At 43.3% G+C, this 12,483-nt stretch carries 11 protein-coding genes; 7 read left to right on the top strand and 4 right to left on the bottom strand.

Features of this window, described 5'->3' with window-relative positions; translation table 11 throughout:
• Positions 1 to 30 precede the first annotated feature (30 nt).
• Together SWP_RS00145 and SWP_RS00140 are read right to left on the bottom strand one after the other, a co-directional pair.
• A complete protein-coding gene (locus SWP_RS00145) occupies positions 31 to 999 on the bottom strand; it encodes an LPP20 family lipoprotein (RefSeq protein ID WP_044555499.1) in 969 nt (322 codons plus the stop codon).
• A 15-nt stretch (positions 1,000 to 1,014) separates the two neighbouring features.
• Positions 1,015 to 1,764 carry an ETEC_3214 domain-containing protein gene (locus tag SWP_RS00140; protein WP_020910260.1) on the bottom strand — a complete coding sequence of 250 codons (750 nt, stop codon included), beginning with the start codon at positions 1,762 to 1,764 and terminating at the stop codon, positions 1,015 to 1,017.
• 278 nt (positions 1,765 to 2,042) lie between these two features.
• On the opposite strand from SWP_RS00140, the gene SWP_RS00135 reads away from it, so the two are divergent.
• From SWP_RS00135 to SWP_RS00115, 5 genes are all read left to right on the top strand, one after another.
• The gene (locus SWP_RS00135) at positions 2,043 to 2,504 is read left to right on the top strand and encodes a GNAT family N-acetyltransferase (RefSeq protein ID WP_020910259.1); all 462 of its coding nucleotides are present in this window, start codon (positions 2,043 to 2,045) and stop codon (positions 2,502 to 2,504) included.
• A 32-nt stretch (positions 2,505 to 2,536) separates the two neighbouring features.
• Positions 2,537 to 3,004: a Cys-tRNA(Pro) deacylase gene (gene ybaK, locus SWP_RS00130; protein WP_020910258.1), complete on the top strand. Its 468-nt coding sequence runs from the start codon at positions 2,537 to 2,539 to the stop codon at positions 3,002 to 3,004.
• 147 nt (positions 3,005 to 3,151) lie between these two features.
• Positions 3,152 to 3,397 carry a sulfurtransferase TusA gene (tusA, locus tag SWP_RS00125; RefSeq protein WP_020910257.1) on the top strand — a complete coding sequence of 82 codons (246 nt, stop codon included), beginning with the start codon at positions 3,152 to 3,154 and terminating at the stop codon, positions 3,395 to 3,397.
• A 31-nt stretch (positions 3,398 to 3,428) separates the two neighbouring features.
• The gene (locus SWP_RS00120) at positions 3,429 to 3,860 is read left to right on the top strand and encodes an MOSC domain-containing protein (protein ID WP_020910256.1); all 432 of its coding nucleotides are present in this window, start codon (positions 3,429 to 3,431) and stop codon (positions 3,858 to 3,860) included.
• Positions 3,861 to 4,125: 265 nt separating this feature from the next.
• A complete protein-coding gene (locus SWP_RS00115) occupies positions 4,126 to 7,320 on the top strand; it encodes an amidohydrolase family protein (RefSeq protein WP_020910255.1) in 3,195 nt (1,064 codons plus the stop codon).
• A gap of 332 nt (positions 7,321 to 7,652) precedes the next feature.
• Here the strand turns inward: SWP_RS00115 and SWP_RS00110 are convergent, their stop codons facing one another.
• Positions 7,653 to 8,213 (bottom strand): DNA-3-methyladenine glycosylase I, encoded by a 561-nt coding sequence (locus SWP_RS00110; RefSeq protein WP_020910254.1) that lies wholly within the window; start codon positions 8,211 to 8,213, stop codon positions 7,653 to 7,655.
• A 117-nt stretch (positions 8,214 to 8,330) separates the two neighbouring features.
• On the opposite strand from SWP_RS00110, the gene glyQ reads away from it, so the two are divergent.
• Together glyQ and glyS are read left to right on the top strand one after the other, a co-directional pair.
• Positions 8,331 to 9,236 carry a glycine--tRNA ligase subunit alpha gene (gene glyQ, locus SWP_RS00105; RefSeq protein WP_020910253.1) on the top strand — a complete coding sequence of 302 codons (906 nt, stop codon included), beginning with the start codon at positions 8,331 to 8,333 and terminating at the stop codon, positions 9,234 to 9,236.
• Positions 9,237 to 9,247: 11 nt separating this feature from the next.
• Positions 9,248 to 11,317 (top strand): glycine--tRNA ligase subunit beta, encoded by a 2,070-nt coding sequence (gene glyS / locus SWP_RS00100; RefSeq protein ID WP_020910252.1) that lies wholly within the window; start codon positions 9,248 to 9,250, stop codon positions 11,315 to 11,317.
• Positions 11,318 to 11,392: 75 nt separating this feature from the next.
• Here the strand turns inward: glyS and SWP_RS00095 are convergent, their stop codons facing one another.
• Complete coding sequence (locus tag SWP_RS00095; RefSeq protein ID WP_020910251.1) at positions 11,393 to 12,433, bottom strand: HDOD domain-containing protein; 1,041 nt, start codon at positions 12,431 to 12,433, stop codon at positions 11,393 to 11,395.
• Positions 12,434 to 12,483: the final 50 nt, after the last annotated feature.

Below are 12,483 nucleotides of genomic sequence, written 5' to 3'. Positions count from 1 at the left end.
TGATATCCATATTCAATTATAAGAAATTAACTAAAGCCCTAAAGCTTTCCAAAAATCCTGCTCTTTTAGCTCGGCAGAAAAACGGCGGGAGGCGCCCTCATTGGCGCGTTCGTAACTTGTCACAGAATTGGCATTGGCAATAATCTCGTTACTAGAAACCACACTACCCTTCTGATTTTTAAGTATTAAATTAACTTGGACTGTAGAAATATACATGTCGGAAATATAATTTTTGCGCCAATCTGTATCTAAAATAAGCTTATGGCTGAAGTTGTTAACTGAGCCGTCTACAACTTGAATATTAAATTCAGTAAAGTGTGCAGTGACGAGTTTCTTCATTCGCAGGTCATTTGGCATTGCTGCAATAGCCACTTTTATACCAGAATGCACCTCCGCCACTTTTGCTTTTAATTGCGGGATAAGATTTTTAGAAGTCTGTTTTTCAGGGGATAATGCGGCCAACATAGATAACCGACTAGCCATGTTTCGCTCAAGTGTCGTCACATCGGCATTCTTCAGCCACCAAACGAGTGAGTCCATCTGGGACAAGCTGTCTAGCTCGAACTGAGCTTGTTGATTGTAACTTTCGATATCTGCGAGGAGCTGCGCCGCTATATTTGACTTATTTACCACAGCCTCAACATAGAAGTTTTTGCCAACCTGCTGAGCCTTAGAAAATACAACACCATTAAGCACCACTGCTGATGTCTTAGTATTCACGCTAAAGTCGTTAAGCTGCTGATAATGTTCACGACCATTGATGTCGTTTACAATATTGCGGCTTAAGCCTTTTGACTTTACTTCAGTCCATAGCTGCTGATTCAGCGCACTCATTGCTTTCTGCTTGGCCTTATCAAGTGATGTGGCCTCACCAACAGCAACTAATGACGCGCTATTTGTCAAAGCAGGGGTTAAATACCAATCAGGCGCCTTATTTGTTGATTGGCAGGCAGCCACTAAGGTTAGCCCCAAGAAAATAGCGCTCAATTTTAGATTCATACTTCATCCTTGATATTAATCTATTTTTAAAAGTGTCTTATATTCAAAATGTGTTAGCAGCCCTTCAACCATTACCTTAGGCGCAAGCTCTGTGACAGCAAAATAGTTCGGAGTAAGTTTACGACTGGTGGCCAATGCAGCGCTCACATCTTCAATGCCACGATCCAAGTTTGCATTTAGCTGTTTTATCGAGCGACTATCACTAGGGCTAAAATTACCATAATTTACAGCTCCCAAAATAAGGTTATAGAACATTACTTTTTTGCCCAAATCGTGGGATTCAGCGTAATACTCGATATTGTTTGCATCAGAGAAGTAACTATCGGTTTGCGAAAAGTAGCCATCTAGTGGTGTTGATAACAATGCCTGTGCGGTGTAAGGAACCGAGACCTGAAAATCTGGCATCAAGCCAACCACAGCATAGCCAGATAAACGCTTATCCTTTATTGCTAAAGTGAGCTGGTATTTTTTATTACCATAATAAAAGTAGACAATATCTGAGTCAGACTTGGACTTCTTGGATACGTGGGGATTGCCAAAAATGCTGGTGACGTAGGCTTGGGTTTGTCCTACGTGTAGAGTCGATATTTGCTTGTACTCTATATCGTTTGTCCAGTTTGCGATAATCGCTTCATAGGCACTACTAACTGCATCTTTAGTGTCATTCCACTGCCCTAATGACAACATTACGGCAACAACAGTCAACGCAACACTTTGCAATTTACTCCAGAAACTTACCTTAGCTGGTACTTCAACACTATCCATGTCGATTCTATCATCCTTGAATTAACAATGAAGGGGGAACACACCTCGTTAACAACAAATGCAATATATCACAACAACTTAAGATGAGTTAAGTAAAAAGTCTAATTTCAAAAAAAACAGCTAATACTTTCATACTGTGGCTTTTATACCGTCACCAACTATGTATATTGGTTAGTTGGCAATATAAAAAACCACTATAATGAACTGCATTTTATTGTGGGAAATATTAGCGGTGGTTAAATTAATGCATTCAACAACTCTTTGGAGAACACGAAAAAATGCAGTTACTTTTACTATCTGAAATACCCGAAGCTATATCGCAAATAGCAAAGTGGTATAGCGATGAATGGGGCTATATTGGTGAGGGGCGCAGTACAGTGGAGCTTGAACAAAAGCTCACTGATTACCTCAACAGCGACATGTTGCCATTGATAATTATCGCACAGGAAAAAGAGAAGCTAATTGGTGCAGCCCAACTTCGTTTTCATGAAATGGATATCTATCCAGAAAGAGAGCATTGGCTAGGGGGTGTATATGTTGCTCCTTCTTCAAGAGGGCAAGGTGTCGCAAAGGCCCTAATTGAAGCGATTATCGATAAGGCTAAAGAATTAGATGTGACAAGCATAAATCTTCAGACAGAGGACATGTCTGGCGGCCTCTATAGTAAACTAGGCTGGAAAGCAGTAGAGCGAGTCAATTACCGAGGTATTGATGTTCTTGTAATGAATAAACCGCTCTAAGCCTATTTAAACCTTTAGTATGAGATTGAGACATGACACCTGCTATCGACCTATTGATTAACCAAAAAATTTCTCATCAGATTCATGAGTATCAGCATGATCCTGCCTGCCAAGCGTATGGTTTGGAAGCGGCCGAGAAAATAGGTGTACCAGTAGAACAAGTATTTAAAACACTAGTAGTAAAACTCGATGCTAAGCAACTGGCCGTTGCTATTATTCCCGTTGCTACAAAGCTGAGTATGAAATCAATAGCCAAGGCAGCCAAAGCAAAAAAGGCTGTAATGGCTGAAGCGATAGAGGTGCAGAGAAGCTCTGGTTATGTATTGGGTGGCGTCAGCCCTATAGCTCAAAAGCGACAACTACCAACCTTCATCAACGACTCATGCCGCACGCTAGAAACCATTTATATTAGCGGAGGTCGCAGAGGCTTAGATATCGCACTGTCACCAACCGATTTGCAGCAGTTACTCAATGCTAATTACGCAGCCCTCACCGTTTGATAGCTATCCATAAAAGATATGTTCCACGTGGAACATAGCGCTTATAGTAAACAGAGCCAATCTCACAAAACCCAGTAATCAACTTGGATAAATAACGGCTCTGGAGTAATATTAGCCTCCTCTGTTTAATCGTTCTACCGAGGCATTATGAGCGACCAATTTAGTAACGCACAACATCAACTCGATGCATTAGGACTTAGGTGTCCAGAACCAGTAATGATGGTGCGTAAGTCAGTAAGGCGTATGGACGATGGCGAAACTTTATTGATTATTGCCGATGACCCGGCAACCACACGAGATATTCCAAGCTTTTGTGAGTTTATGGATCATACTCTTATTGCCAGCCAAACAGACGCTACGCCTTATCAGTATTTGATAAGAAAAGGTCTTTAACACTCACTCTCCGGACATAAGGATTTATCCGATGACAAAGCTTGTTGGTATTGCATATAAAACTGAAAAACGCGGTGCGATGATCACTACAGAACACGCTGCGGTTACTCAAAAATATGGTGTCGAAAATGATATCTTCGGCCGCCCAGGTAAACGCCAAGTTACCGTGATGTCGGCACAGCAATGGCAACTAGCCTGCAACGAGGTAGACAAAAACCTACCTTGGTTTACTCGTAGAGCAAACCTGTTAGTTGATGGCTTAAGCTTTTCTGCACAGGACCAAGGCAAACAGATCGTCATCGGCGAACTTGTTTTACAGATTACAGGTGAAACGGATCCTTGTAAGAAAATGGAAATCGCTTACCCCGGCCTGGAAAAAGCGCTGCTGCCAGACTGGCGAGGCGGAGTTACCTGCCGCGTTTTAAATGATGCTAACATTGCGATAGACGACCTGTTTCCCTAAAAGCATCAGCCGAGTAAAACTAAGGCCGTATAACAGCTGCCGCCATATACTCTCCAATAGATAGATAAATACAACAGCAAGTCAATTTACACCACTTCAGCAACACCCATCCCATTAAACGCTCGACTCTCGCCTTTAACTAATTGAAACAGAATTTATGTTTTACTGTTAACTGATTTATGCGATAACTGTTATCGAAATTGACACCTGTACTACAACAATACTGTCACTCCTGAACAACTACAAAAAAAACGATAGGAATAGCATGTTCAAAAATAAGCTCACCCCATTATATGCAGCTATAGCGCTAAGCTTCAGCATTCCCACCTTAGCCGAAGAAGACAAGAAATCTTGGCAGGTGAATGCCCCCGCAAATGCGCCACTCCAACAAGTTAAAATAGATGTCACAGAAGGCACATGGATGAATGTCAGTGTTAGCCCTAACGGCAAACACATAGTGTTCGACTTGCTTGGAGATATCTATCAGATCTCAACAGACGGCGGCGAAGCAAAACCACTTGCAAAAGGCATCGCTTGGCAGATGCAGCCAGTATATAGTCCAGATGGAAAGTATATCGCTTTTACCTCAGATGAAGATGGCGGCGATAACATTTGGATAATGGAGGCTGATGGCAGCAATCCACGACCAGTAACCACAGAAACTTTTCGCTTACTTAACAGCCCGGCATGGAGTCCAGACGGACAATACCTTGTGGCTCGCAAGCATTATACCGGTAGCCGTAGCTTAGGTGCTGGTGAGGTTTGGATGTACCACGTTGCCGGTGGTGAAGGGGTAAAGCTAACCGAGCGACCAAATGAACAGAAAGACTTAGGTGAACCAGCCTACTCACCTGATGGTCGTTACATCTACTTCAGCCAAGATGCAACGCCAGGTAAAACCTTTCACTACTCAAAGGATTCAGTAAAAGGTATTTACAAGATCAAGCGTTACGATACCGAGACAGGTGATATCGAAGTGCTTATTCAAGGTACGGGGGGCGCAATTAGACCGACGCCAAGTCCTGATGGTAAAAAGCTCGCCTATATCAAGCGTGATGGCTTCCAGTCGTCGTTGTACCTATTGGATCTTAAGTCAGGCAAAACAGAGAAACTGTACGGTGAGCTTGACCGTGACATGCAGGAAACGTGGGCAATTCATGGTGTCTACCCAACCATGAGCTGGACAGCAGATAACGATGAAATCGTATTCTGGGCCAAGGGTAAAATTAATAAGTTAAATGTAGAATCTAAATCGGTTGCACAGATCCCTTTTAGTGTTAAAACAGAACGTGCGGTACAGCCTGCTGTACGTTTCCAACAAGATCTCGATAAAGATGTATTTGATGTCAAGATGCTGCGTATGGCTCAGGTTTCACCTGATGGTAAAAAAGTGGTATTTGAAGCACTAGGTAAAATCTGGGTTAAGAGCTTGCCAGACGGAAAAATGTCTCGCCTAACTAAGCTCGATAGTGAACTTAGAGAGCTATTTCCACAATGGTCACGCGACGGAAAAAAGATTGTATTCACCACTTGGGATGACCAACAGCAAGGCACAGTGAGTCTTGCAACGGTACGCAATAAACGAGTAAAGGTTCTGACTAAAGAGCCAGGTAAATATGTCGAACCCACCTTCTCTCCTGATGGCGAAACCATTGTCTACCGTAAAGCTAAAGGTGGCTACATTACCCCACGTACTTGGTCACAAGAAACGGGCTTATACCAAGTAGATATCGACGGTGATAACAATGTTAAAATCACCGCCTCTGGTTATCAACCGCAGTTTGGTGCCGACAATGAACGTGTTTACTTTATGGAAAGTGGCGAAACACCGCAGCTATCTTCTATAGGTTTAAATGGCTTTGAAAAGCGTGTGCACTACACCAGTAAACATGCAACAGAATTTAGAGTATCACCTGACGGCAAGCAGTTAGCCTTCGCTGAGCGGTTTAAAGTCTTCGTGACACCTTTTGCTAAACATGGTGAAACAGTCCAGATTGGTCCAAAGGCGAGTAACTTACCGGTTACCCAACTGAGTGTTCGCGCAGGTGAAAGCATCAGTTGGAACAATGACAACAACCAGCTTTATTGGACGCTCGGCCCAGAGCTATATCAAGTGAAAGTAGACACTCAATATGGTGAACAAGCTGAAGACGCAAAAGTAGAACCAACAATTACTGATCTAGGCTTTACTAAAAAGGCCGATGTTCCACGTGGAACAATTGCTTTTGTTGGCGGAAAAATTATTACTATGGAGAATGATCAGGTCATCGACAACGGTACGGTTATCGTAAAGGATAATCATATTGTGAGTGTTGGTTCCTCATCTGTCATTGATATCCCCAGTGATGCAAAAGTTATCGACATAAAGGGCAAGACTTTGATGCCTGGCTTATTCGATGCTCATGCCCATGGCGCTCAAGGTGAGAATGAGATTATCCCTCAGCAAAACTGGGAGCTATACTCTAATCTATCTTTGGGTGTAACAGCGATTCATGATCCATCAAATGATACCACTGAAATCTTTGCCGCTTCTGAGCAGCAAAAAGCAGGTAACATTGCTGGCCCGCGCATCTTCTCTACCGGAACAATTTTATACGGTGCAAATGCTCCGGGTTACACCTCGCATATCGACTCACTAGATGATGCAAAATTCCACTTGGAGCGTCTGAAAAAAGTGGGAGCATTTAGCGTTAAGAGCTATAACCAACCACGACGTAATCAACGTCAACAAGTGATTGCAGCAGCACGAGAACTTGAGATGATGGTTGTTCCTGAGGGTGGCAGCTTACTGCAACATAACTTAACCATGATTGCCGATGGTCATACTGGTATTGAGCACTCCTTGCCAGCAGCGAGCATTTACAGTGATATAAAACAGTTCTGGGGACAGACTGAAGTAGGCTATACCCCAACACTTGTTGTCGCTTATGGCGGTATCTCAGGTGAGCATTACTGGTACGACAAAACTGATGTTTGGGCTCATCCCCGTCTTTCTATGTATGTCCCATCAGATATTCTTGATGCTCGTTCAATGCGTCGCCCTACTGCACCCGATGAACATTACAACCATTTCAATGTAGCTCGTGTTGCCAATGAGCTTAACGAAATTGGCATCAAGCCGAATATCGGAGCTCATGGTCAGCGTGAAGGTCTAGCAGCTCATTGGGAGATGTGGATGTTTGCTCAAGGTGGCATGAGTAACCTTGAAGTACTAAAAACAGCAACCATTAACCCAGCGAAACACTTTGCGATGGATCATCAAATTGGTTCTATCAAACAAGGTAAGCTGGCAGATTTAATTGTGATTGACGGGAATCCACTTGAAGATATTCGAGTAACAGATCAGGTCACCTACACCATGGTAAACGGTAAACTTTATAATGCCGAAACAATGGATCAGTTAAATGGTGGCAACAAAAATCGCGGTAAAGAGAGAAAACCATTCTTTTTTGAAAAATAAATTTAATTTCCAAATTTAAATTCTGAGTAACTTAACTCTGGTTAAAATATTTTAGGAAAATTAATTTTTGTTCTAAAAACGAATGAAAAGCTAATCGCTAATAAAAAATAAAAAGGATGTTCCACGTGGAACATCCTTTTTTGATTCTAATATTATTGCCTTCACATTCTAGGGCGAGTATTGGAAGCTCTAGCTTTTAGTATAAATCGTCAATGATGGGCTAAGCCCAAACTACAAAAATGATACTGTTCTGACTTCACTGTCATTGTGCTTCCTAAAATCGATCACCATTATCTACTACAGCTGCAAACGCAAATCGGCTGTTCATAGCTTTACCAGCGATGACAAAAGCAATCCGTGGTGTGGTCATTGATCATGCCAACAGCTTGCATAAAAGCGTAGCAAATAGTCGGCCCGACAAAATTAAAGCCTAGCTTTTTAAGTGCTTTTGACATCGCTTCAGATTCTGGTGTTTGGGCAGGCACTTCTTTCATCGATTTTGGGTTATTCACTTTAGGCTTACCGCCAACAAAACCCCATAAAAACTCAGAAAAATCATTACCCTGCTCTACATATGCTAAATACGCTTTAGCATTTTTAATAATTGAATTTACCTTTAAGCGGTTACGAACAATGCCGGGATTAAGCAGTAACTCCTCAACTTTATCGGCGTCGAACGTAGCGATAATTTCCGGGTCAAAATTGGCAAATGCAGCCTCATAATTTTGCTGTTTTTTCAGGATAGTAATCCAAGACAAACCGGCTTGCTGACCATCGAGACAGAGCTTTTCAAATAGCTCTCGACTATCAAATACCGGCCTACCCCATACTTGGTCATGGTACTCCTCGTAGATAGGATCATTCCCCACCCAAGCACAACGTATTACTTCCATAGTACAAATCCTATAATTTGAACCAACCAGATAAAAAATAACCTACATAAGCGCTATTCTACAAGGTATAATCGAAACCATTTTCTATTTAGGCTTCCAGGCAGTAGACAAGCGGATATGACGACCAAACACGACGTAAAAACTTTCCAGGGTTTTATTATGACCCTACAGGAATACTGGGCGCAGCAAGGTTGCGCAATTGTTCAACCATTAGATATGGAAGTAGGTGCTGGCACATTCCACCCTATGACTTTCCTAAGAGCGCTAGGCCCAGAGCCGATGAGTTGTGCTTATGTACAACCAAGTCGTCGTCCTACTGATGGCCGCTACGGTGACAACCCAAACCGTCTACAGCACTTTTATCAGTACCAAGTCGTGCTAAAACCTTCACCAGATAATATCCAAGAGCTATACCTTGGATCGTTAGAAGCGGCTGGCATCGACATGAACATCCATGATGTTCGCTTTGTTGAAGACAACTGGGAATCACCCACCTTAGGTGCATGGGGTCTTGGTTGGGAAGTGTGGCTGAACGGTATGGAAGTATCTCAATTTACCTACTTCCAGCAAGTTGGCGGGCTAGAGTGTAAGCCCGTTACAGGTGAAATAACATACGGTCTAGAGCGTCTTGCTATGTATATCCAAGAAGTGGATAACGTTTATGACTTAGTCTGGACTGACGGCCCAATGGGCAAAGTCATGTATGGCGATATCTTCCATCAAAATGAAGTTGAGCAATCAGCTTATAACTTTGAACACGCCAATGTTGAAGTCTTATTTAGAGCATTCGATGACTGCGAAGTTGCATGCCAACACCTGCTTTCATTAGAGAAGCCGCTTGCCCTACCTGCTTATGAGCAGGTAATGAAAGCCTCTCACGCATTCAACCTGCTAGATGCCCGCCATGCAATTTCTGTTACTGAGCGCCAGCGTTACATTTTACGCGTTCGAACCATGGCTAAAGGCGTTGCTGAAGCTTACTATCAATCTCGTGAAGCACTTGGCTTCCCTATCGGTAAGTAGAGGATTAACTGATGAATTTTGAAAACTTACTGATTGAAGTCGGTACTGAAGAACTGCCACCAAAGTCACTGCGTAAATTGGCAGAGTCTTTTCTTAATAACTTTACCGACGAGCTGAAAAAAGCTGAGCTGACTTTTGAGTCTGCGGTTTGGCATGCCGCACCTCGCCGCCTAGCGATAAACGTCAATCAACTTGCACTTGCTCAAGCAGATAAAGTCGTTGAAAAACGTGGCCCTGCGGTCGCACAAGCTTTTGATGCTGACGGTAACCCAACAAAAGCAGCCATGGGTTGGGCTCGTGGTAATGGTATTACTGTAGAACAAGCAGACCGCCTTAAGACAGATAAAGGTGAATGGTTACTGCATCAAGCAAAAGTGGTTGGTGTTGAAACTAAGAGCTTGATTGCTGCAATGGCGCAGCGCTCATTAGACAAATTACCTATTCCTAAACCTATGCGTTGGGGTAGCAATACCACTCAGTTTATTCGCCCAGTGCACACTGTCACTATGCTATTAGGTAGTGAAGTGGTTGAAGGTGAACTATTAGGCATTAAGTCTGATCGTATCATCCGCGGTCACCGCTTTATGGGTAAGCCAAGCATCGAGCTTGATCATGCAGACAATTACCTCTCAGTACTCAAAGAGCAAGGTAAAGTCGACGCAAATTATGAAGCTCGTAAAGCACAGATAAAAGCTGATGCAGAGGCTGCAGCCGCTAAATTAGGTGGCGTAGCAGATTTAGAGGATGACTTGCTTGAAGAAGTGACTTCGCTCGTCGAATGGCCTGTTGTATTAACGGCGAGTTTTGAAGAAAAGTTCCTCGACGTCCCTGCTGAAGCCTTGGTTTATACCATGAAAGGCGATCAAAAATACTTCCCAGTATTTGATGATGCCGGTCAACTATTGCCTAACTTCATCTTTGTTACCAATATCGAATCGAAAGATCCACAACAGATTATTTCAGGTAACGAAAAAGTGGTTCGCCCTCGCCTAGCAGATGCAGAATTCTTCTTCGAGACAGATAAAAAGAACAGCCTTGAGTCACGCCTTAGCAGTTTAGAAACCGTTGTGTTCCAAAAACAGCTTGGCACCATCAAGCAACGTGTTGAACGCATCTCTGCAATGGCGGCTTATATTGCCACCAGCATCGGTGCTAATAGCGAAGAAGCGGCTCGTGCAGGTCTACTGTCTAAGTCAGACTTGATGACCAACATGGTGATGGAGTTTACCGATCTTCAAGGCACCATGGGCATGCATTACGCGCGTCTAAATGGTGAAACAGAAGCCGTCGCGGTTGCACTATCTGAGCAGTACAAACCTAAATTCTCCGGTGATACAGTGCCAACAGCACCAGTATCTATCTGTGTAGCACTGGCTGAAAAGCTCGACACATTGGTGGGTATTTTTGGTATTGGCCAAGCGCCTAAGGGGGCTGCAGACCCATTCGCACTACGTCGTGCAGCGATTGGTGTATTGCGTATCTGTTTAGAGAACAATCTACCTCTTGATCTTGTGGATTTGATTGCTAAAGCCCAAGAGTTACATGGTGAAAACCTCACCAATGATAAAGCGCCTGAGCAAGTGCTTGAGTTCTTTATGGGTCGCTTCCGTGCATGGTATCAAGACCAAGGTATTAGTGTTGATGTTATCCTTGCGGTATTGGCTCGCCGCCCTACCGCTCCAGCTGACTTTGAAAGTCGCATTAAAGCAGTGGCGCATTTCAGAACACTAGAACAAGCCTTAGCACTCGCAGCGGCAAACAAGCGGGTATCAAACATCTTAGCGAAAGTTGAGGGCGAGCTGCCAGCAACTATCGATGAAGCCTTACTGGTGGAAGCAGCAGAAAAAGCACTTGCAGCTAAACTTGCAGAGCTACAGCCACAATTAGCACCGTTATTTGCAGCTGCTAACTACCAAGAAGCACTCGCACTACTCGCTAGTTTGCGTGAAAGCGTAGACACCTTCTTTGAAGATGTCATGGTAATGGCTGATGATGAAGCTCTTAAGAACAATCGCTTAGCGTTACTTTCTAGTCTACGCGATCAGTTCTTACATGCTGCTGATATTTCATTGCTACAGTAAATCCAGCTAATATCTGCTATTAAAAAGCCCCTCGTTAGGGGCTTTTTTGTATCTTAATGCTGACTACAATGTTAGTCAGAACTGAATCAGCTTCTGGTGCAACTCATCAAAGCCTGACCTATCGATACCTGTATCCATTAATAAACGATTAAGTTGCTGTTCCTGTAACTTCCCAGCCTCCAACAACATCGAACACTCACTGATTAAATTAGCCCGCCATACAGCTTCAGCAAGGCCACCAGCAGGCTTAGAATCAACAATAGCTAACCGACCAAGTTCTGCCTTGAATATTGTGGGTAACTCCCAGTACTGTACTAATAAGGCGCTTAGGCTTAATGATTTAGCCGTCATCACTTGCTTAAAGAGACTAGAACAAGGTTGCTCGCCCGGTTCAGCTTGCTTAAACGCTTCTAACAACAATTTAAAGATCGCGATTTTACCCACATCATGAATTAATCCCAACATAAAGGCGCTTTCGCTATCCTCTTCAACCAGCTCACTTGCCAAATAAGCGACTTGCATTGAATGCCGCCAAATTTGCGAGCCAAAGCGGCGGAAATAGATAGGCTTAATTTCGATGCAGTCTCGCATTAAACTAGTCGTCACAAATCGTCTTATCTGCTCCCGCCCCAACTGCACTAATGCTTGCTGCAAACTGGTGATCTCTTTTTCGCTGCGTCTAAACAACGGGCTATTACAAAGTTTTAGTACCTCAATACTTAGCAGAGGGTCCTTTTCGATCAAGACCAGCAATGCTTTAGTATCACTAGTCTCATCTGCCAACTGTTTGTCCAATGCCGCCACTTGCGTAGGTAGTTTTAATACCCTATCAGCAATGGCTTTCGGGGCAGACAACGCAGCTTCTACTCGCCTAAACACATTTTTCTCTAGCTCATTGGCTACACCACCTTGCTGAATACTAGGAAACAACAAGCTGTAGAAAAGAGAAGTAACATCCACAGCGGTTACTTGAGGGACTTCAGGTTGAATATTACTTGGCTGTTGTTTTAGCTGGGGGGGCTGATAAAGCTCAGCCGTAGTTGAAAAGCTTTTTGGCTTTTCAATAACGACTTTGCTTCTGATATTAAACAGCTTTTTAAACGCTTTCTTGAACACTTTCTATGACCGGGAGTAATAACATTTACCCTTCTAAACGCAGGTAAACA

Origin of the sequence: Shewanella piezotolerans WP3, from assembly GCF_000014885.1 — a bacterium.
Lineage (GTDB): Bacteria > Pseudomonadota > Gammaproteobacteria > Enterobacterales > Shewanellaceae > Shewanella > Shewanella piezotolerans.
Note: the sequence above shows the minus strand (reverse complement) of the source record. Positions and strands in the feature narration are given on the sequence as shown.

What these genes read in the sequence shown, in the direction of transcription:
- SWP_RS00145 (WP_044555499.1), bottom strand. Translation starts at nt 999, where the DNA reads ATGAATCTAAAATTGAGCGCTATTTTCTTGGGGCTAACCTTAGTGGCT.
- SWP_RS00140 (WP_020910260.1), bottom strand. Translation starts at nt 1,764, where the DNA reads ATGGATAGTGTTGAAGTACCAGCTAAGGTAAGTTTCTGGAGTAAATTG.
- SWP_RS00135 (WP_020910259.1), top strand. Translation starts at nt 2,043, where the DNA reads ATGCAGTTACTTTTACTATCTGAAATACCCGAAGCTATATCGCAAATA.
- ybaK (WP_020910258.1), top strand. Translation starts at nt 2,537, where the DNA reads ATGACACCTGCTATCGACCTATTGATTAACCAAAAAATTTCTCATCAG.
- tusA (WP_020910257.1), top strand. Translation starts at nt 3,152, where the DNA reads ATGAGCGACCAATTTAGTAACGCACAACATCAACTCGATGCATTAGGA.
- SWP_RS00120 (WP_020910256.1), top strand. Translation starts at nt 3,429, where the DNA reads ATGACAAAGCTTGTTGGTATTGCATATAAAACTGAAAAACGCGGTGCG.
- SWP_RS00115 (WP_020910255.1), top strand. Translation starts at nt 4,126, where the DNA reads ATGTTCAAAAATAAGCTCACCCCATTATATGCAGCTATAGCGCTAAGC.
- SWP_RS00110 (WP_020910254.1), bottom strand. Translation starts at nt 8,213, where the DNA reads ATGGAAGTAATACGTTGTGCTTGGGTGGGGAATGATCCTATCTACGAG.
- glyQ (WP_020910253.1), top strand. Translation starts at nt 8,331, where the DNA reads ATGACGACCAAACACGACGTAAAAACTTTCCAGGGTTTTATTATGACC.
- glyS (WP_020910252.1), top strand. Translation starts at nt 9,248, where the DNA reads ATGAATTTTGAAAACTTACTGATTGAAGTCGGTACTGAAGAACTGCCA.